Source organism: Sorangium sp. So ce1504 (assembly GCF_051521635.1).
Classification (GTDB): domain Bacteria; phylum Myxococcota_A; class Polyangia; order Polyangiales; family Polyangiaceae; genus Sorangium; species Sorangium cellulosum_B.
In genome coordinates this window covers 3,842,896-3,863,377 of sequence record NZ_CP150365.1, presented here as the reverse complement: position 1 = coordinate 3,863,377, position 20,482 = coordinate 3,842,896, and the positions used below count along the sequence as shown (strand labels likewise).

The 20,482-nt window shown below is 70.0% G+C and carries 11 protein-coding genes; 2 read left to right on the top strand and 9 right to left on the bottom strand.

The features are described 5' to 3' along the window. Window positions 1–78 precede the first annotated feature (78 nt). On the top strand, window positions 79–1,992 hold the full coding sequence (locus tag WMF39_RS14640; protein ID WP_437746119.1) for a PAS domain S-box protein: 1,914 nt from the start codon (window positions 79–81) through the stop codon (window positions 1,990–1,992). Here WMF39_RS14640 and WMF39_RS14635 read toward each other — a convergent pair whose 3' ends face one another. The 8 genes from WMF39_RS14635 to WMF39_RS14600 form a co-directional block, all read right to left on the bottom strand. Continuing rightward, window positions 1,993–2,490 (bottom strand): response regulator, encoded by a 498-nt coding sequence (locus WMF39_RS14635; RefSeq protein ID WP_437746118.1) that lies wholly within the window; start codon window positions 2,488–2,490, stop codon window positions 1,993–1,995. A 14-nt stretch (window positions 2,491–2,504) separates the two neighbouring features. Continuing rightward, window positions 2,505–7,928 (bottom strand): trifunctional serine/threonine-protein kinase/ATP-binding protein/sensor histidine kinase, encoded by a 5,424-nt coding sequence (locus WMF39_RS14630; protein WP_437746117.1) that lies wholly within the window; start codon window positions 7,926–7,928, stop codon window positions 2,505–2,507. Window positions 7,929–8,252: 324 nt separating this feature from the next. Beyond that, window positions 8,253–9,431, bottom strand: coding sequence for a hypothetical protein (locus WMF39_RS14625; RefSeq protein WP_437746116.1), 1,179 nt, complete (start codon window positions 9,429–9,431; stop codon window positions 8,253–8,255). Window positions 9,432–9,518: 87 nt separating this feature from the next. Beyond that, window positions 9,519–10,589, bottom strand: a complete 1,071-nt coding sequence (locus tag WMF39_RS14620; RefSeq protein WP_437746115.1) for a hypothetical protein — start codon at window positions 10,587–10,589, stop codon at window positions 9,519–9,521. A gap of 30 nt (window positions 10,590–10,619) precedes the next feature. Continuing rightward, on the bottom strand, window positions 10,620–11,321 hold the full coding sequence (locus tag WMF39_RS14615) for a hypothetical protein (RefSeq protein ID WP_437746114.1): 702 nt from the start codon (window positions 11,319–11,321) through the stop codon (window positions 10,620–10,622). Between the two features lie 353 nt (window positions 11,322–11,674). Then, window positions 11,675–13,882 (bottom strand): hypothetical protein, encoded by a 2,208-nt coding sequence (locus tag WMF39_RS14610; protein ID WP_437746113.1) that lies wholly within the window; start codon window positions 13,880–13,882, stop codon window positions 11,675–11,677. After that, window positions 13,879–15,333: a hypothetical protein gene (locus WMF39_RS14605; RefSeq protein WP_437746112.1), complete on the bottom strand. Its 1,455-nt coding sequence runs from the start codon at window positions 15,331–15,333 to the stop codon at window positions 13,879–13,881. The genes WMF39_RS14610 and WMF39_RS14605 overlap by 4 nt, the downstream gene beginning before the upstream one ends. Before the next feature lie 1,191 nt (window positions 15,334–16,524). Further along, window positions 16,525–17,412 carry a helix-turn-helix domain-containing protein gene (locus tag WMF39_RS14600; RefSeq protein WP_437746111.1) on the bottom strand — a complete coding sequence of 296 codons (888 nt, stop codon included), beginning with the start codon at window positions 17,410–17,412 and terminating at the stop codon, window positions 16,525–16,527. A gap of 145 nt (window positions 17,413–17,557) precedes the next feature. Between WMF39_RS14600 and WMF39_RS14595 the strand changes: the two genes are divergently transcribed. After that, window positions 17,558–18,520 (top strand): alpha/beta hydrolase family protein, encoded by a 963-nt coding sequence (locus tag WMF39_RS14595; RefSeq protein WP_437746110.1) that lies wholly within the window; start codon window positions 17,558–17,560, stop codon window positions 18,518–18,520. 123 nt (window positions 18,521–18,643) lie between these two features. Here WMF39_RS14595 and WMF39_RS14590 read toward each other — a convergent pair whose 3' ends face one another. Continuing rightward, complete coding sequence (locus WMF39_RS14590; protein ID WP_437746109.1) at window positions 18,644–20,293, bottom strand: reverse transcriptase family protein; 1,650 nt, start codon at window positions 20,291–20,293, stop codon at window positions 18,644–18,646. Between the last annotated feature and the right edge of the window lie 189 nt (window positions 20,294–20,482).

The following is a 20,482-nucleotide window of genomic DNA, read 5'->3' as shown; positions in this document are numbered from 1 at the left end:
CCCCGCGCGGGCCCCGTCAGCCGACGCGAGTTCGCCTGCGCGGTTGCGGCCGCGACCTCTGGTAACAATGCATAGCGCGTGGCCGCGCTGGGGAAATCCGCGGAAGAAGGCGCCGCCGACGCGCTCAAGCGACAGCTGGCCGAGCTCGGCGGCGCCGAGGCGTTGCTGCAGGCGATCCTGGACAGCGCATCCGATTGCATCCTGGTGCTCTCCCCGGAGGGCACGATCCTGCTCTCCGGCCGCGCGCTGCCGAGGGCGAGCTCGACGAGCCTCCTGCGGACGAGCGTCTACGAGCACATCGCGCCGGAGACGCGAGAGGCGGCCCGCTCCTGCGTCGAGCGCGTGGTGCGGTCGGAGGCGTCCGACAGCTGCGAGTGCACGATCCGCGGCGAGCACGGCCAGGTAGCGCTCTACGAGGTGAGGGTCAGCCCCATCCTGCGCGGCGGCCGCGTCGCCACCCTGCTCATGATCTGCGCCGACGTCACGGAGCGGAGGGCGACGGAAGCGGCGCTCCGGAGGAGCGAGGAGCGCTATCGTTCGGTGATCGCCGCCCTCGACGAGGGGATCGTCCTCCAGGACGCGAGCGGCTCGATCGAGGCGTGCAACGCGAGCGCCGAGCGCATCCTCGGGCTCACGTCCGCGGAGATGGCGGGCCGGGAGAGCCGCGATCCCCGCTGGAGGGCCGTCCACGAGGACGGCGCTCCGTTCAACGGCGACCTGCACCCGGCCATCGTGACGCTCCGCACGGGGGCGCCGCAGAAGAACGTGATCATGGGGGTCCACCGGCCGGAGGGCGAGATGGCGTGGATCTCCATCAACTCGCAGCCGTTGCTCCGCCCGAGCGAGTCCATCCCGTACGCGGTGGTCACGTCGTTCCACGACATCACGGAGCGCAAGCGCTCCGAGGAGGAGCTGAGGAGGAGCGAGGAGCGCTTTCGCGCCACATTCAACCAGGCCGCGGTCGGCATCGGCCAGGCGTCGGTCGAGGGCCGGTGGCTCCGGCTGAACGAGAAATTCTGCGATCTCGTGGGCTACTCCCATGCAGAGATGACCGATCTCACGTTCCAGCAGATCACCTATCCGCCGGATCTGCCCACCGATATCGAGAACGTGCGCCGCATCTTGTCGGGGGAGGTCCAGACGGTCTCGCGGGAGAAGCGTTATGTCCGGAAGGGCGGCGAGCCGGTCTGGGCGAAGGTCACGGTCTCCCTGGTCCGCCACGCCTCCGGGGCGCCCGCCTACTTCATCGTCATCGCGGAGGACATCACGGACCGGAAGCACGTCGAGGAGACGCGCCAGGAGTTCTTGACCATCGCGTCGCACGAGCTGAAGACGCCCCTCACCCCGGTGATGCTCCGGGTGCAGGCGCTCCTTCGCATGTACCGGAGGGCCGGCGGGCCGCCGCCGGCCGCCGAGGAGGTGATCCCGAAGCTCGAGGCCGTGGAGGCGCTGCTCGGCAGGCTGCACCGGCTCGTCGAGGAGCTCCTCGACATCTCGCAGATCACGGCGGCGCCGATGACGGTGGCGCCAGAGGAGGTCGACCTCAGCGCGCTCCTCCGAGACCTCCTGGACGGACACGCGGCGCTGCTCCGGCGCGCGGCGTGCCCGGTCACCGTCGACGCGCCGAGCGCCCTCCGCGGCCACTGGGACCCGGTGCGGCTCGAGCAGATCATCACCAACCTGCTCTCCAACGCGTCCAAGTACGGCGGCGGCAAGCCCGTCGACGTGGCGCTCGAGGCGTCCGGCGACATGGCGCGCCTCACCGTCCGCGACCGCGGGATCGGCATCGCGGCGGCCGATCACGAGCGGATCTTCCGCTGCTTTCAGCGGGCGACGACGTCCCGCCATTACAGCGGGTTCGGGCTCGGGCTGTGGATCGTGCGCGAGGCGGCGGAGGCGATGGGCGGGGCGGTCCGCGTGGAGAGCCGCCTGGGCGAGGGCGCGAGGTTCACGGTCGAGCTGCCGCGCGCGCGGCGGCACGCGAGCGACTGATCAGCTCGCGTCCGGGGGCATGATCCCGCGCACGAGCCTCTGCGCGCTCGCCATGCTGGAGACCAGGCTGTGATGCTGGACGGCCTTCTCGACGGCCGCGATGAGCCCCGACACGTCGCCATTCTTGTCGAAATAGCCGAACGCCTTGTGGGTCGAGAGCAGGTCTTGCTTCTCCAGGATGTCCTGGAACGCGGTGTAGAAGATGATCGGCACCTTCGGGAACAGCGCCTTGATCTTCAGGTAGGCAGTGAGCCCGTCGATGCCCGGCATGCGGATATCCAGGATGACCAGGCTGACCATCTCCGTCATGGCGGCGATGCCCTCCTGCGCGCTCGCGTACAGGCGCACGTCGTAATCACGCCGCAGCGTGAACTCGAGCGCAGACCGCATCCGCGGGTCGTCGTCGATCACGACCACGATCGCCCGCTCTTTGTCGGGCTCCTCCGGCGCCTCGCCCGAAGCTTCGCGGAAGCGCCTGGTGAATTTCGCCGATGTCATCTTGGCGCCTCCTTTCAATTCCCGGAGAGGTTGAGATCGATCCGGCCGGCGGGCGCGCCGGCCGGTTGCGGCTGTTGGTGGAGCGCCGCGCGCGGAAGCCGGACGACGAACGTCGTTCCGCGCTCCGCGGCGCTCTCGACGTCGATCGTCCCGCGGTACATCGCGACGAGGCGGGAGACGAAGCTGAGCCCCAGGCCCACGCCGGTCGTCGGCTTCGTCGAGAAGAACGGCTGGAAGATCTTCGAGAGGTCGTCGGACGAGATCCCGTCGGCGTTATCGCTGATGGTGAGGACCTGGAGCTCCCCCTCGTCGACCGTCTCGACCCGCATCCGCCGGCCGCGGCCGTCGCCGACCAGGAGCAGCGCGTCGCGCGCGTTCAGGACGATGTTGCTCACGATGGAGTCGAAGTGCGACTCGTACCCGACGACCGCCGAGCCGCCCCGGAGATCGAGCTCGACCGACACGCCCTGACGCGCGAACTCGTCGCGGTGCCGCGCCGCGACGGACTCGATGACGCGGCGGAGGCTCACGACCTCGTTGCCGGCGAGCGCGACGCCGAGCTTCGAGTACTCCAGGATCCTGTTCGTGACGCTCAGCGCGCGCTCCGTGCAGTCGCCCACCATCCGGAGCACGCTGTCGAGCGTCTCCTCGGCCTCCTCGATGTCGCCCAGATGGGCGATGGCCGCCTTGATCTTGCCCTCCGGGATATCGCCCTTGAGCAAGTCGAACAGCTCGCCGAGCCGGGCCGCGTTCTTCGCGCACAGCGTCTCGCCGCCCTGGGTCACCGACTCGAGCACCATGGCGGCCCCCGAGAGGGCGTTGCGCATCTCGTGCGCGAAGCCGCCCGCCATCTGGTTCTCGACCGCCTCCCGCTCCAGGCGGACGATCGTCGCGTGGGCCTGCTCGAGCTCCGCCGTGCGCTCGCGGACCTTCTGCTCCACGCCCGTGTAGAGCTTCGCGTTCTCGATGGAGATCGCCATCTGCGAGGACAGCATCGAGAGGAGCTCCAGCCGCTCCTGGGTGAACGTCCCCGCCGCCGTGTTGTTCTCGAGGTAGATGGCCCCGTAAAGGCCGTTATGGTGGGTGATGGGCGTGCACAGGACCGACCTCGGGCAGCGCTGAGCGACGTAGTCGTCGCGCTGGAACTGCCGATCTGTCGATGCGTCGGAGAGGACGACGCACTGTCCCGTGCGCGCGACGTACTGCACGATCGCGGCCCAGAGGAGCGGGCGTTCGTGCGCCGCGGCCTGGTCGAGCGGCAGCCCCGGGAAGCGCGGTTCGTCGCGGCCGTCCGTCCAGTCGACCTCGGCCTCGATCCGCAGGCCGTCGCTGTCCCGGAGGACGAGGCAGCCGCGCTGGGCGCCGGCGTTCTCCATGGCGACCGACATGAGCTTGGCGAGGAGCCTGTCGAGCACGATCTCCCCGGAGATCGCCTGCGCCGCCTTCAGGACCGTCCTGAGGTCGAGGCGTGATGCGCCGAGCGAGGTCGTCGTGACGAACGTCCGTGAGGGCGCGATCTCCGAGGATCGCGGAGGGTGCGCCTCGCGCGCGGCGAGCTGTGGATACCGCTCCTCCAGGTCCTGCGCCTTGCGGACGGCGCCCCAGAGGTCGTAGTGGTAACTCGCGTCCGCGAGGTACACGCGCGCGAGCTTCTCTTTCCCCTGCGCGAGCCAGAACCGCCCCGCCAGCTCGCAGGCCACCGCGGCCTCGTTCACATAGTCGTGCTCCGAGGCGGACGCGATGGCGCGGTCGTACAGGTCCAGCGCCTCGGCCGCGCGGCCGTCGATCCGCGCGAGCTCGGCCTCCACGAGCAGGTACCGGTGCAGGAAGTTGCTGGCGCACGTCCCGGACAGCGCCTTGAGCTTCGCCTGGTTCTCCGACAGCTTCGCGCGGTAGCGCGCCTTGTCCTCCGGCGAGGCCGCCGGGTAGAGCGCGGTCATGGCGAGGGAGTAATAGAAGGTGTGCAGCGGCGTGAACACCTTGCCCGTGCTCGCGCCGAGGGTCGGCTCCGTCTCGGCGGCGTGCTTGTAGGCGAGCTCGTATTCGCCGAACACGAAATAGAGCATGGCCTGCGCCGTATGGATATAATTGACGGTGTTGAAGTTCTTCGTCGCGTAGAGGCCGGGGAGCGCCTGCTCGGCGTCGAAGAACTCTCCCTTGATCTTCGCCGCGTGCTCGGACCTGCCGGTGAGGTTCCGGATGGCCTGCCGCCACACGCTGAGCTGGTTGATGACCTGCTCCTGCTTGAACCTGAACACCTCCTCGATGTGCCTGTCGAACATCGCCTCGAGGTCGAGGAGGTTCTGCCCGGAGACGGCGCCGCAGACGAAGGCGTTGATCAGGCAGTACGCGGCGCTCTCGGCGTCGCCGTTCTCGGCGTAGCTCAGGTACCCTTCGAGGAGCGGCGACTGGCTCTCGCGGGCCGGACGGTAGAAGTGCCGGGAGAGCCCGTAATAGAAGTTGTAGACGCTCGCCTTGTAGAACGGCTCGTCCCGGCGCCGGTGCACCGCGATCGAAAGCTCGCCGAACCGGGATCCCGTCGCGATGTCGCCCACGCCGGCGTTGACGAGCACGCTGAACGCCGCGAACGCATAGGACGAGAGCGGCGACTCGCCGTGATCCATCGTCAGGTCGAGCGCGCGGCAGATGAAGAGCCCGAGCATCTCCGGCGCGGCGAAATACGACGCATGGATCGCGCGCCGGAGGATCACGAGCGCGGCTTGCTTCGGGGCCTCCGTCATCGGGGCGAGCCGGCCGAGGCGCTCGAGGCCGATCTCGGCGACCTGCCCCGTCGTCTTCGTGTAGGCGTCGAGGAAATCCTGCATGCCGGGGCTCGCCGGGAACGTCTCGCCGAGCTGCGCGAGCGCCTCCACGGCGATGTCCACGGCCTTCCGGAACTCCGCCTGGGTGTGGTGATAGAGGATCAGGAGCTCGTAGAGCTTGCTCCTGTTCATGACGTCGTGGATCTCGCACAGGGCGGCGTCGACGAGCTCCTTCATCGCGCCCCAGTCGGCGTTCATGCACGCCGCCTCGGCCGCGCCGACGTGGAGCGCGCTCATCAGCGCAGGATCGCTCTGCCAGGCGCTCGCGGGCAGCAGCGAGAGGCCTCGGGCGAAGTAGCCGCGCGCCGCGTCGAAGGCGGCGGAGAGCAGCGCGCGCCGGCCCGCGAGGAGGTTCAGCTCCGCGAGGCGCCGCTGCTCCGCGGCGTCGCTCAGCAGGTCGGCGCCGCGGTTCAGGTGGTAGACGACGTCGAAGACCTTCTCCTCGGGGGCGCGCCCGCCCAGGCTCTGCAGGAGCAGCCGGCCGATGTCGGCGTGGAGGCCGCTGCGCTCGCCGTCCTCGATCATGGCGTACGCGGCCTGCTGGACCCGATCGTGGAGGAACCTGTAGTCCGGGAAGACGAGCGGCGCGGCGAGATCGTCGGGCGCCGCGGGCTCCATCGGGGAGAGAGGGACGATGAGGCCCTCCTGCAGCGCGGGCGCGAGGTGCCGGTAGGCATCGGCGCGGGTCTCCTCGCGGATGACCGCGAGCCTGCCCAGGTCGAAGCGGTTGCCGAGGCAGGACGCCGACATGAGCGCTCGCTGCGTGTCCGCGGGGAGCTCCCGCAGCTTGCCGATCATCAGATCGACGACGTTGTCCGTGATGTTCCTGGACTCGATGTGCTCGACGTCCCACGTCCACGCCGCGAGCCCGGCGTCGTACCGCAAACACCCGGTGTGGTGCAGCGTGCGGAGGAACTCGTTGACGAAGAACGGGTTACCGCCCGTCTTCCGCGTGACCAGCGCGGCGAGCGGCATGACCGCCGCGGCGTCCGCGCGCAGCGCGTCGGCGAGCATCCGGCAGACCATCTCGGCGCCGAGCGGCCCCGGGGAGATCTCGCGCACCCGGCCGACCGCCCCTTCCCGTCGCAGCGCGGCGATCGCGGCCGAGAGCGGGTGCGCGGCCCCCACCTCGTTGTCGCGGTAGGCGCCGATCACGAGCAGGCCGCGCAGCTTCGCGTCGGTCATCAAGAGCTCGATGACCCTGAGGGACGCCGCGTCGGCCCACTGCAGATCGTCGAGGAAGATGGCCAGCGGGCGCTCGGCGTCGCAGAACACGCGGACGAAGTTCTGGAGGACGCGCACGAAGCGGTTCTGGGACTCGGCGGGCCCCAGCGCCTGGACGGGCGGCTGGTCGCCCACGATGCGCTCGATCTCCGGGATCACGTCGACGAGGACCTGCCCGTTCGCCCCGAGCGCGGCCTTGATCTTCGAGCGCCAGAGCGCGAACTGCGCCTCGGGCTCGGCGACGATCTGCCGCACCAGGTCGCGGAACGCGCTGGTGATCGCGGTGTACGGGGTGCTTCGCTGGAGCTGGTCGTACTTGCCCGCGACGAAGTACCCGCGCGCCTCGGTGATGGGCTTGTACAGCTCGTGCGCCAGCGCGGACTTGCCGATCCCCGAGTACCCGGCGATGAGCATCAGCTCGGCGCCGCCCCGCGCCGCGCGCTCGAACGCCTCGAGCAGCGCCTGCACCTCGCGCTCGCGCCCGTAGAGCTGCTGCGGGATGCGGAGCTCGCCGGAGGCGTCGGCGCGGCCGAGCGGGAACGGGGTGATCTCGCCCGTGGCCGCGAGGCGCCGCTCGCACTCCTCCAGGTCGTGAAGGAGGCCCGCCGCGCTCTGGTAACGGCCCTCGGCCGCCTTCGCCATGAGCTTCATCACGAGGTCCGACAGGACCTCCGGCACGCCCGGACAGCGCGCGCGCGGCGGGGCGGGATCGCGCGCGACGTGGCAGTGAACGAGCTCCATGGCGTCCGTCGCGCTGAAGGGCGGCGCGCCCGTGAGGAGCTCGTAGAAGGTGGCGCCGAGCGAGTAGAAATCGGTGCGATGGTCGAGCGACCGGTTCATGCGGCCGGTCTGCTCGGGAGAGATGTAGGCGAGGGTCCCCTCGAGCACCGCGGGGCTCTTGATCGAGAGCTCTTCCCGTGAAAGCCGCGTCGAGATGCCAAAGTCGATGATCTTGGCAACACCCGTCTCGCGGTTGACTACGATATTGGACGGATTGATATCCTTGTGTATAATTCCGCTTTCGTGGACTTCGCGAAGGGCGCGCGTGATCTGGATCGCAAGCCGGACGAAGTCCGCGGCGTCGAGCGGGCGGCGCTGGAGGTGGTGGAGGTGGTGCGCCAGCGAGCGGCCGCCGAAATCCTCGAGGACGAGGAGGAGCCCGTTCTCGTGCCTGCACAGGTCGAGCGCCCGGACGACGCCCGGCGCATCCAGGTTGCGGAGCACCGCGTATTCATGCCGGTAGCGCGTGAGCTCCGTCTGGCTGGGATAGTCCGAGCGCAGCAGCTTGAGGATCACGGCGCGCCCGTCTCCGGCGCGCTGGCCCCGGTAGACGCGCGAGCTGCCGCTCTCGTAGATCTTGTCGGTCGCTTGATACCCCGAGATCGTCAGCATCACTCCCCTTGACGTCGGACGTGCTCTGGCGCTGTCAGGCGCGGCCCACAGCCCACGGCGTGGCATGCCCCCGCCACGAATGTGTCCTGGATGGTACCACGAAGACGCTTCGCGGCTGGACGAATCTCGCCGGACGGCGTGGGTGGATATCCGCCGTTGATACCTGTTCTGGTTCAAGGTGCCACTTCGGGAGTCGGGCCTGCGAGGTCTCCGGACAGGCAGCAGGGAACAGAGGGCGATGGCCCGCACGGAGCCGAGATGCTGCCCGACCGCTCGCTCGCCCGGGTGTGAAGTCCGGAGAAGCGAGAGGGGGCACGACCTGCGTCAGGACATCAGGCCAAGCACGCAGAGGGCGTCGGACCAGAGCGGCCAGAGCGTGCGGAAGGGGTGGGTGGCCAGCAGCAGGCCGCCGTTCGGAAGGCGGCGGACGTAGTAGGGCGAGTGGCGCTCGATGAACCGGACGTGTCTCCCCGTGTCGACGTTCACCTCGTAGGAGGGCTCGTCCTCCCTGGGCTCTTCGATGATCTCCTGGACGAGCTCGCGCGCGCGAGGCTCGACGGAGCGCCACGCCTCGTCCGGCACCGCCGAGGCTTCGAGCGCGCCGACCAGCGTGGCCGGCGGCATGGAGAGCGCCGCGAGCACCTGTTCGCGCGTGAGATCCTCGTCGCCTACGAGGCGGGCACGTGGGACGCGCCGAATGGCGTCCGGGCGGGTCGGGCGCTCGGCCCGCGATCGGGACGCATCGCGGTCGAGGTCCCAGTGCTCGTCGACGCGCTCGACGGCGCTGGCGACCCCGACGCGGGCCCCTCTGGGAGCGGCTTCGACGCGCGCACGCAGCGCGTCCATGGACAACCCCGCGGCGCGCTCCACGATGTCGCCGTCGTGGATGTGCACCCACGACAGGGCGAGATCCCGCGCGACCGTTGCGGCGTCGGCGTGGTAGGTCGCGCACGCCTCGACGGGCGCGGACCAGCCGAAAGCGGCCGAGCACGAGCCGGTCGTCACGCGGGGACGCGCGTCCGGCGCGCACAGGCCGAGCAGGATCTCCTCCATGTCCTGCTCGAACTGCATCGAGATCATCGCCGCCTCGGCCTCCACGGAGCGCACACCGGTGCCGATGGCGATCTCGAGGCAATACGGGTAGAGCCCCTTCCACTCGTAGGTGTGTACGCGCAGAGGGCCGCTGGCCCACCGGCGTTCGTGTTCTTCACCATAGCAGTCCACGCTCAGGCCATACCTGGCCAGCCATCTCCACTTCGTACCGAAATTCACATGTATCTCCGAGCGTGCCTTGAAGGCGGGACGTGTCACCGCGATGACCTCGTCGAGGGGGACCTCGCTGCGCCACAGGTGTTCGGAGGATCCGGGAGTGGAGAGGCTGACATCGCAAAGTCCCCCCGGGTAGACGAGCGCGGAGAGGGCCGCCGCGAAGGCGTCGAACCGGTCCGCCTCGTCACACCACGCATGGAAATTGGGGCTCCGTTCACTCCGCGCTTGATTCATGGGTCGACGACCTCGAGGACGCCTGGCTCACTGCCAGGGCTCCGACCACCGCTCTTCACGCGCCGCAGGCGGCGCCTCGCGTCCCTGTCATGACGTGATACCCAGTGAGAAGAGCGCATCCGACCAGAGCGGCCAGAGCGTGCGGTACGGGTGGGTCGCCAGCACCACGCCGCCGCTCGGCAGGCGGCGGACGTAGAACCGGGCGTGGTCGACCAGGAACTCGAAGTGGTCGAGGGTGATCTCGACCTGCGAGAGGGGCGAGCCGTCGCCTGTCTCCGTGCCCCGCTCGCCGCGCCCCCTGAATGGGAGCGTCCGCTCGTAGATCTCGCGCGCGCGCGGCTCTGCCGCGCGCCACGCGCCGTCGGGCGCCTCCGCCGCCGCTTCGAGCGCCGCGAGCAGGGCGGACGGCGGCGTTTCCAGCGCCTCGAGGACGGCCTCACGGAAGAGCGATCTCGAATGCGCGCTGACATGTCTCAATGTGACGCACGCGCCAGGCGGCGCGGCTTCCACACGCGCCCGGAGCGCTTCCAGCGACAGCCCGGCGGTGCGCGACACCCTGTCCTTGTCGTGGAGGCAGATCCACGAGAGGGCGAGATCGCGCGCGATGTCGCGGGCGTCCGCGTTGTACGTCGCGCACATGGCGACCGGCGCGAGCCAGGTCCGCGCCGTCGTGCAGCCGCCGGTCGGGACGCGCCCGCTCGCGTCCGGCGCGCAGAGGCGGAGCAGGACGTCGTCGATGTCTTCCAGCGCCATGTGCCACGCGAGCACGGCCTCGGCCTGCACGGAGCGCGGGCCCCTCCCCAGGGCGAGATCCATGTGCATGGGGGAAAAGGCCTCGATCTGGCGGGCGTGCATGTGGATCGGGCCCATCGGCCTGAGACGTTCGCTCCTGTCGGTGAAGCAGCGAAGGATGCAATGGACGAAGTGTTCGTAGCTCAGCGACGCGACGAAGTAGGCTTCGGCGTCGGTGCGCCCGAAGTGGGCGCGGAGCATGCTGACCACCTCGCCCACGGAGGTCGTGTTGCATTCCGTGTCGCGATCCATGATCGCGCGGATAAAATACTGCGGCTCCTTGACGAGGGCCGACAGCGCCGCGCCGAACGCATCGACCCGCTGTGCCTCGTCACACCAGGCGAAGAAAAACGGCCCTTCTCTCATCGCTTGATCATCCTCATGGGGTAGCCTGTGTCAGGACATGAGGCCGAGCACGAAGAGCGCGTCGGCCCAGAGCGGCCAGAGCGTGCGGTAGGGGTGGGTGGCCAGCACCACGCCGCCTCTCGGGAGGCGGCGAACGTGGAAGGGGGCGTGCTCTTCGAGAAAGCGGGTGTGCTCGCGCGTCGCGATCTTTACCCAGAAGGCGGGCGGGACCTCCCCCGCGGCTTCGTCCTCGAGCTGACGGCGTAGCTCGATGAGCTCGCGCGCCTTTGGCTCGGCCACGCACCACGCGTCGTCGGGCACCGCCGCGGCCTCGAGCGCTTCGAGCAGCGCGGCCGACGGCGTCGCGAGCGCCTTGAGCACGGACTCGCGCGAGAGCGAGACCGTGAGTTCGCTCGTGCCTTTCATGGGCACGCGCGCGCCGCGCGGCGCGGCTTCTACCCGCGCGCGGAGCGCCTCCAGCGTCGTGCCCGCGATGCGCGAGACGCTCTCCTTGCTGTGAAGGCTCACCCACGACAGGGCGAGGTCGCGCGCGAGCTCCGCGGCGTTCGCGTTGTAGGTCGCGCACATCTCGACCGGGGCGCTCCAGTCCTCCTCGCCCGTGCAGGCGCCGGTCGCGACGCGCCCGCTCGCGTCCGGCGCGCAGAGGCGGAGCAGGAGGTCCTCAATGTCGCCCTGAACCAGATGGTAGGCGACCGCGGCCTCGGCCTCCACGGAGCGGGGGCCCTTGCCCACGGGAATCTCATAGGGGTAAAAGTCCCGCTTGCGTTCGCCCGCATCCACCCTGAGGGGGCCGTAAGGATGGCGGCGTTCGCTTTCTTCGGGGTAGCACGCGAGGTCGAACCTCATGACGCGCTTGGAATCGTTCGGCCTCACGCTTGAGCCCACGTGAGCGCTCTTCAAACCTCCGAAGTGGGCGCGCACCATGGCGAGCACCTCGTCGATGGAGCACGTCTTGCACGTTAGGCTCGCACTCATCCCCAAGCTGATCATATACCCTGGGATGACCAGCGCGGACAGCGCCGCCGCGAACGCATCGATCCGTTCTGGCTCGTCGCACCAGGCGACGAATTGAGGTCCTGAATAGCTCATAGCCGGATCACCATGATGGGTTTGTTGAAACCCTCGAGGGTAACGGTCTCGCCAGCATCCCAATCGAACAGGTAGCCGTCCTTCACGGTAAACTTGTTCGGATCGAACTTCGCCCCCTGCTCGATGATGATCTCGACCCGCGCCACGTCGCCATCGAGCCTCCTCTTCTTCAACGCCTCCATCGCGTTCAAAAGCTGATCGCGCACCTTGAAGAAGGGGATTTTTTCGCCGCCTTTTGCCTCGCTCACGATCAGCTTGTGCCCTCTGGATATCGACAAGAAGTCGGGCGCTGCCCCCTCGCTACCCCCATGGCTCGATTCCCTCGGAATCTTGAGCACGTCGCGCACGCCGTCGTCGCCGACCCCGATGAGCGATCTTCCGTCATCCACCAGGAACTTGGCCGCCTTCTTCTCGAAGATGTCCACCTCGAACTTGGTGATCGCCCCAGTGAGCCCCTTGTACCCTCTGACGCGGTTCGTCCTCACGATCTTGGCGAACGCCTCCTCGATCTCGGCGATCTCCCCCGCCACCCGGATCGCGGCCGGCCTGAGCCCGCTGCTGGTCTTGACCGCGCGCCACATCGGTCCGATCGCCCCGAGCCCGAAGCCCAGCCCCGAGAAGATCCGCTCCTCGTCGCTGAGCTCCTGCCCCGACGGCAGGCACCACGCTTTGCCCGTCACGGCCTCGCACAGGTCGAGCGCCGGCCCGACCACCGGCACGAACCCCACGCCGATGCGCGTCGTCGCGTGCACCAGCGTCTGCATCACCCCCGCGTACGCCTCGAAGCCCTCGCCCACCGTCGACATCGCCCCCGCGAACGCGCTGATCGTCTGGTAGAGCTGCGTCTGCTCCAGGTCGAGCCCGTCCCCCGTCCACTGGTTCAGGCTGTCCTTCATCTGGTCCGCCAGTGCATCGAACCGCGGCTTGAGCACCGTGTCCACCTGCACCCGCAGGTCGGCCGGGATGCGCGTGTCCACGAACCAATCCGACGCATCCATGAACTTCCGCACGAACCCGGTGATCCGGTTCTGCGCCTTCAGGAACGCGTTCGTCTCCGCCAGTGACACCCCCATCCGGTCGCGCAGCGCGATCTCCAGCGCCGCGCTGTTCGCCCGCCACGCCCTCACGTTCGCCACGAAGTCCGCCCGCGCGACCACCACGTCGCCGCTCACGTCGGCCTCCAGCGCCGCGATCACGCCGTCCGCATACGCCGCGTACGGGTCCCTCCCCTCCTCGAACGCTCCCTCTACCTCTGAGATGTCCGGCACCTCGACCCATGGCACCTCGTTCTCCCCGAGCGCGTACGCCCACGGATCGTCCGGGTTCCATCCCTCGGCGCGCGCGTCCTGCGTTGCGAGGTCCGCCACCTCGTCGGCCTGCGCGCCGAACTCGTCGATCAGCCGCCCGAGCTCGTCCTCCAGGTCGCTGACGCTCTTCTTCAGGTCGTCGACGAGCTGCTCCATCGCCGCCCGCGTCGCCGGGTCGACAACGTCCTCGTACCGGTCGAGGATGGCGTCGAGGTCGGTCCGCGAGATCTCGTCGAGCGGCCGGCTCGCCAGGTCGTGCAGCTCGGTATCGAGCTGCCGCAGCAGATCCATTCTCGCCCGGAGGTCCGCGACCCTGGCGGCGTTCCGGAGGATCGCCCCCATCAGCTTGCCGAGCGCGACCTCCAGCTCCGCGATGTCGCGCGCAAGCGCCGGGTTGATCTCCGCGAGGCCGAGGTCGGCCACGGTGCTGCCCTCGAAGCCGGTCCCATCGCGGCGGACGTCGAAGAGCGGCTTGTTCAGCCCGAGCGGCTCCGAGACGAGGTGCACCACGTCGTGCGCGTGGGTACACCAGTCGGAGCCGTTCGCGGTGTGGACCCCGAAGTCGAACTGGTTGGCCCCCGTGAGGAGCAGCACCGAGTCGAACCCCGCCTCGAGCATGTTGCTCCGAGAGCCATCGCCTTCGAGCTGCAGCGCGCCCGGGATCCCGTAGGTGGGCAGGGGCGTCTGGTTCACCTCAAAGATGGCGTCACCCTCCGTCTCCAGCTCGCCGCTCGCGCACGAGTCGACGTCCTGGCGGCTGCTCCAGAGGATGGTGTACGGCGTGCCGGCCTGCGCGAACGACGGCGCCAGCACCGCCAGAGCCGTGACAAGCGCGACGAGCTTCTGGACCACCACGGAGCTCCCGCCGCGCAGCGCGACGTCCTTCGAGCTTCTCATGTCCCCTCCGCGCCGCGCACGGCGGCGTCATACGCCATCGCGGCGCCCTTCACGTCGCCCGCGTCGAGCCTCGCCTGCGCTGCGTCGAGCTCCGCCGCGCCCATCCCCTGCTCCCGCAGCGCCGCGAGGCCCGCCGCGATCTTCTGCGGCAAGCCCGTCCTGAGCTCGGCCTCCGCGGCGTCGAACCGCCCTCGGAGCGCCGCGCATCCGGCCTCTCGCCACAAGGACGAAGCCGCCTCGCAGAGCGGTCGCATCTGCACCAGCGCCACGAGCTCCCCGCACCGCTCGGCCAAGAGCGGCAGCCCCAGCCGCTCGCTCACCGGCGGCGCCGCGGAGAGCGCCGCGACCCGCGCGCGCGCTCCCTCGCTGAACACCTCTGAGGCCCGGCGGATCCGCGACCGCGCGCTCGCCTCGCGCGCTCCGTCGTCTGCCTCCAGCGCGACGAGCGCCTGCCGGCGCAGCGCGATGCCGCCGAGCAGCGCCGTCGCGGTCGCGTCGCTCCGGGCGACCCGCCGCTGCGCGTAGCCCAGCATCGCGCTCAGCGAGCGCAGCGCCCCCGACGTCATGTCGGGCACCACCGCGCCATGGGTCGCGAGGACTTCCTTGTGCGGCGCGATCGCCTCCTCGAACGAGACCGCGAACGCCTGGAGCTCCGCCGACAGCGTCATCACCTCCGCGGCGAGTTCGTTCGGCGCCCGGCTCGCGTCGCGCGCCGCCGCGAGCACCGCCTGCTCCACGCCGTCGAGCCCTTCTATCGCCGATCGCGACGCCTGCGCCGAGAGCGCCGCGTACGCCGTCGTCTCCGCCGCCTCGGTCGCGCGATATGCGGCGAAGCTCGCCGCCGCGCCCGCGTACCTGGATTGTAGCGGCGCGCCCTCGTCCCTGGCGCGATCGAAGATGGCCTGCACGGCAGCCATCGCCTGCTTGTCCGCCGCGATCGCGGCGACGAGAGGCTCCCTCTCGGCGCTCGCCTTGCCGGTCATCGCCTCGTTGAAGTTGTCGGGCGCATGGATCGGCTCTGCTTGGAGGGCCTCCTCCTGGCTATCCCTGATCAGCCGGAGCAGCTTACCGAGCTCGCCGTGCAGGGTCGCCCGGAGCGACTCGGCGTGCTTCTGCTCGTCGCGCACATAGGACACGACACGATCGATGGTGTCGAACCAGGCCGTGAGCTCCGCCTCGCTCGCGATAAGCTCGTCGGGCGTCACGCGCCCCGACCACCTCGCCCACATGAATATCGGGAGCTCGCCGTCCGCCTCGGCATTGCTCCACGCGCTGGCCGGGCCCTCGCTCGCATCGACGCAGTGCTCGACAACGCCGGTATTCGGTATCGCGCAGATCCTCCCGCTCAGGGGCTCGTCGTCGCGATCCCACAAGCACCCGGGCGCCGTCGCACCAAGCACCAGGGCGGTAAGGGCCGCCGCAACGATCGTCGCCAATCGCACCGTTTTCATCTCATTGCCTCCACCCCGCGAATTTTCTCGCCCAAGCACGCTCGCCCGCCCGTTCTCCAGATGCAAGCGTCCTCACGAAATAGGTAGGACATTGCTCGGCCGAGGCGCACGCTGGCTCGCCACCCAGATCCACGGGAATCCACGGGAAATGGATGCGAGCTGGCCGCGGGCGACGAGCTGGCCGCCGGCGAGGGTCCACCCGTGAAGTCGCCGGCGAGGGTGTGACAGAAGGAAGAGGGCCCAGGTTGCAGCCTGGGCCCTCCGTCGATGCTCGGGTCCGATGCGTGCCTGTGAATGGCGACAGCGCGACGGGCGACGCGCAAGCGCGCGGCGCGGGATCGTCGGCACCGCGGCGGAGGGCGTCGTCATTCCGAAAGGGGGCCATCGTCATCCGAGGTGGATGTCGTCGTCATCCGCCCGGGAGCCATCGTCATCTGGCCCGGAGACATCGGCACCAGGGCTGGGGCCCGCCGGCATGGGGCCGGAGCCCATCGGCATCCGGCCGGCCCCCATCGGCATCGGGCGGCGAGCCATCGTCATCCGGTCCGGAGACGTTGTCATCGAGGCGGGGACCCGTCGTCATCCACGGGGGGCTCATCGTCATCCGAGGTGGAACCTGTCATCATCCGGCGGAGACCCGTCGGCATCCGCTCGCCGGACAGGCTGGGCTACCGCTCCTGCCCGCCGGCTGCCGCGTCCTGAACGAGCCCGACGGGCGCGACGCCGGCCGCGCTCACGGCGAGAAGCGGTACTTCTCGGAGGCGAAGCCGTCATCACCCTTGTTGCCGTCGGGGTTGTCGGTTGGCCCGCCCCTGCCCGGCGCGCCGACCGTGATGGTGGCATCCTCCAGGAGAAGCCCTCAAGGCATGAGAAAACACATCGAGATGAGGCAATGGCCACCTAGTGGCATCGCCTGGACGAACGGCACCGCCACGGACGGCACCGAGCGCGCCGCTCGCATCGATCAACCGAGAAATGAACCAGCAAGCACGCCAGGATCTTGTCCTCTTCTTGGCGGCCTTGGCGCACTTGGCGGTTCGAAATCCTGTTCTTTTCAGGAGGTTTCAATCCGTTGGTCGCTCCAGCGTCGCGTCTGCTCGCGGCGGTCAAGCCGAAGAGCGCGGCCGCGTCGAACGCGGTCGGCCTCGCGCAGGCGCGGGCGCGCGAGGCGACGCGGGGAATGGAGTCGCACTACGGCGCCGCGCGCTCGATGCGGGCTCGCACCCTGACCACGCCGCTCTCGCCGACATCATGGCGGGCGTTCGCGCCGCCCTCGGCGCAGGCTCGCGCATCCTCGGCCGATGGGCCGAGAAGTCGTCTCGCGGCGCCGTCGTCGCCCGCGCGCTTCACGAAGGCGCCCGGCGTGAGCCCGACGAGCTCCCGGAAGTCGGCGATGAGGTGCGCCTGGTCATAATAGCCCGCGTCTCTCGCGATGCGCGCCCAGTCCTTCGAGGTCGCTGCCATCCGCACGGCCCGCTGCAGGCGAACGGTGCGCGCGAAATCCTTCGGCGAGACGCCGACGCTCTCGGTGAAGGCACGGCGGAGATGCCGCGCCGTGACGCCCAGCCGCTCCGCCACGCTCTCCACCCGAACCTCGCCTCCTTCGAGCAAGCGAACCGCGCGGCGCGCGAGCCGCGCCGATGCCGATTCGAACGTCTGGCGGGTACGAAGGGCGATGGCGCGGGACACTCGGTCGAGGAGCTCCGGCAGGCTGCGCGCCGCGAGCAGCTCGTCGCAGAGATCGCCGCCCGGGCGGCCCCAGATGTCTTCCAGCGGGACGATCCGATCCGTCAGCACGTTCGCGGCCACGCCGAGGAGCGGCGCCGACCAGCCTGGCTTGAGCTGGATGCTGATCGCCCGCGCCACGCCGCCGGCGTTCTTGAACAGCGCGCGCGTGCGCGGCCCCGCGACGCACACGTCGCCTCTCCGGCCTTCCTCGAGCACGCGGAAGACGAGCATCGTTCGTCCGTCGGGCAGCCGTTCATGACGTGTGTGCCCACCCACCGGCAGGAGCGAGTGAACGCCCTCGACGAAGCGCGAGAGCGAGAACGTCGCCGCGGTGTCCGTCGTGTGCAGCACCGTCGCAGTGTCGCGCGCCGGCTGCGAGCGTTCAAGCCGACGCGGAGCGAGCGCTCCGGAAATGTCCGGTTCGTCCAATTAGAGAGCGGTGGCGGGAGCTACCAAGGCGATGAGCGGGCCGAGCCCCCGAAAGGAACTCCACATCATGAGCCAACCGACTCCCGCAGCGAACGCCTCCAGCGCCCCCGCGCAGGTCTTCTCGATCCACCCCGTCGTGCTGCCCGCTCCCGGCCGCCCCGTCGATCTCCAGGTGCGCGTCTCCGCGCCCGTGACCGGAAGCGAGCTGCCCATCCTGCTGCTCTCGCACGGCCACGGCCCCTCCAACTTCGTCTCGTCGCTCCACGGCTACGCCCCGCTCGCCAACTACTTCGCGGCGCACGGCTTCGTCGTGATCCAGCCCACGCATCTCGACTCGAAGACGCTGCCCTTCAGAGGCTCGGACCACCCCGATGCGCCTCTCTTCTGGCGCGCGCGCGCCGAGGACATGAGCCGCATCCTTGGCCAGCTCGACGCGATCGAGCGCGCCGTCCCTGCGATCGCCGGGCGTGTGGATCGAAGCAAGGTGGCCGTCCTCGGCCACTCGATGGGCGGGCACACCGCGAGCGTGCTGCTCGGCGCGCGCCACGTGGATCCCCACGACGGAAGCGAGGTGAGCGTCGCCGAGCCGCGGATCAAGGCGGGCGTGCTGCTCGCCGCGCCCGGCCGAGGCGACGCCCTCAGCAAGTACGCAGCAGAGAACTACCCATTCTTCGCGAACATCGATTTTTCCACCATGACGACGCCCGCGCTCGTGGTCGCCGGCGACAAAGACGGCTCTCCCCACCTGACGACCGCAGGCGCCGCCTGGCACGCTGATCCCTACTTCCTCTCCCCAGGCCCCAAGTCGCTGCTCATGCTGGTCGACGCAGGGCACGGGCTGGGGGGCGTGGCGGGCTACGACCTCGCCGAGACCACCGACGAGAACCCCGAGCGCGTGGCCTCCGTCCAGCTGCTCACTCGGGCCTACCTCCGCACCGCGCTCTACCCCGGAGACCCCGCCTGGCAGGACGCACGAAGCGCGCTGGCGGGCGCTGCCAAGCCGCTCGGACGAGTCGAGTCCAAGTCGTGATGATCGAGCGCTCGCGGACGAGGCCTGCCGAGCACCTGGCAGGCGAGTGAGGCGTACGAAAGTACCCCGCAGCGAGCCGAACGACGCGGCGGAGCTCGCAGCGCACGAAGATGCGCCCCGCGTTCACCCCGTGAGCGCGTCGAAAGCCGCGAGCAGCGGCGCGGCCCTCTCGCGGTCGATCATCTGCACATAGGCGATCCTGCCGCGCAGGTGCGCCTCGAAGTCCGGCACGCCCCGGCGGTTCTGGGCGGCGAGGCCGGTCTTCTTCGCCGCGTGGAGGATCGCGCGCAGGCGGCGCACCTCCTCGCGCGGCGCCGAGGGCTTGTCGTTGACCACGACGCCCGTCACCACCTGACGACCGCCGGCGCGCTGGATACGACCCTTCGCCGGATTGATGGCGAAGCCCTCCTCCTCGACGATGTGGCGGACGCGGGCGAGCAGCATTGCAATATCGCCGCGCTTGCCCGGGGGCGCCGAGAAGGTGAGGTCGTCCGCGTACCGTGTGTAGGTGAAGCCCGCGCGGGCGCACATGCCGGCGAGGCGGCGATCGAGCTTCCGCGCGACCTGGTTCGAGATCGCCGGGCTCGTGCAGGCGCCCTGCGGCAGCGCGCGATCGCCGACCGCGACCCAGTAGCGCTGCCCGTCGTACTCGACAGGACGCCGCGGCGGCTCGGTGCAGAGCAGGGCGAGGAGCGTGGCCACCGCCGGGGAGTAGCCGAGCCGATGGAAGACGCCGCGCACCCGCGGGAACGTGATGGTCGGGAAGAACTCGGACAGGTCGAGGTTCACGACCACGTCGCGGCGCGTGTGCGGGCTCGCGTTGGTGACCGTGGAGCGGCCCTTCACGAAGCCGTGCGCGGGCGCCTCGACGGGCAGCTTCTCCAGGATCTCGCGCAGGACCCACGCCTGCGCCGCGGCCAGGGATGCGTGGGGCGCCGCGAGCTGCCTCGTCCCGCCCGAGCGCTTCGGGACGTCGAAGTACACGTAGTGAGGGCGCTCGACGGCCTCGCCGTGAAAGCAGAGCCAGCGCAGGCGCGGGACGGCGACGCCGAGGGCCGCGGCCAGGTCGGCCGGGGTGGACAGCACGGGCAGCCCGCGCTGGGCGAGCGACTCGACGTGCGAGCGCCGGTCCGCGAGGCCCGCCGAGACGTCGGGGCCCACGAAAATGATGTCCTCGGCCCGGCGGCGCGCAACGGCCTCGGCGCGCTGGCGCTTGCGCTCGGCGCTCTGGCGCCGCTTCTCCTCCTTGCGGGCGAGCTTCTCGCGCTTGAGCCGCTCGATCGCCTCGTCGGCCGAGCGCGCCGCGACGGTGCCGGCGAGCGCCGCGGCGTCCTTGTGCCTGAGCCAGAGATCGCCGACGCGGTGGATCTCGGCGAGCTGCGCCTCGGTGAGCAGGCCGCGCAGGACGAGGCCCCGATCGATGAGGGCGGTGCGCTCGTCGCTCTGCGGCGGGATCGTGTCCACGCGGCCGATCCAGGCGGTCAGGCGCGGGTTGATCTTGAGCGCGCGCCTGCGCAGCTCGTCCGCGGAGAGGCCGAGGATCCCGCCGGCGTCGTAGGGGTCCGCGGGGCGCGGCTTCGCGCCCGCCGCCGCGGCGCGGGGCTGCCCCGCGCGGGCGGCCGGCTTCGCCGCCCGGGCCACCTGGACCTGCGCAGGCGCGGCCCCGGCGCCTCCGCCGCCCGCCAGCTCGGCCTCGGTCCCGTCCGGCGCTCGCTCCCCCTGCTCGGCCCCGCCAAGGCCGAGCATCGACTTCAGCTTGTCCCAGAAGCCCATTCGACAGTTCCTCTGGACAGCATCCGGTCCAGCCCTCCAAGGAAGCCCGCCCGCCCGACTACTTGCTCGTGACCACGCCCGATCACCCAGGCGCCGGGCAGCTGTGCGGTTCCAGGACCGCAGGTCCCTCTGAGTGGAACCGCACAGCTGCTAAAGGCGCCCAAAGAACATCGGGGGTGGGGATGCATG

What these genes read in the sequence shown, in the direction of transcription:
- WMF39_RS14635 (WP_437746118.1), bottom strand. Translation starts at nt 2,490, where the DNA reads ATGACATCGGCGAAATTCACCAGGCGCTTCCGCGAAGCTTCGGGCGAG.
- WMF39_RS14630 (WP_437746117.1), bottom strand. Translation starts at nt 7,928, where the DNA reads ATGCTGACGATCTCGGGGTATCAAGCGACCGACAAGATCTACGAGAGC.
- WMF39_RS14625 (WP_437746116.1), bottom strand. Translation starts at nt 9,431, where the DNA reads ATGAATCAAGCGCGGAGTGAACGGAGCCCCAATTTCCATGCGTGGTGT.
- WMF39_RS14620 (WP_437746115.1), bottom strand. Translation starts at nt 10,589, where the DNA reads ATGAGAGAAGGGCCGTTTTTCTTCGCCTGGTGTGACGAGGCACAGCGG.
- WMF39_RS14610 (WP_437746113.1), bottom strand. Translation starts at nt 13,882, where the DNA reads ATGAGAAGCTCGAAGGACGTCGCGCTGCGCGGCGGGAGCTCCGTGGTG.
- WMF39_RS14605 (WP_437746112.1), bottom strand. Translation starts at nt 15,333, where the DNA reads ATGAAAACGGTGCGATTGGCGACGATCGTTGCGGCGGCCCTTACCGCC.
- WMF39_RS14595 (WP_437746110.1), top strand. Translation starts at nt 17,558, where the DNA reads ATGAGCCAACCGACTCCCGCAGCGAACGCCTCCAGCGCCCCCGCGCAG.
- WMF39_RS14590 (WP_437746109.1), bottom strand. Translation starts at nt 20,293, where the DNA reads ATGGGCTTCTGGGACAAGCTGAAGTCGATGCTCGGCCTTGGCGGGGCC.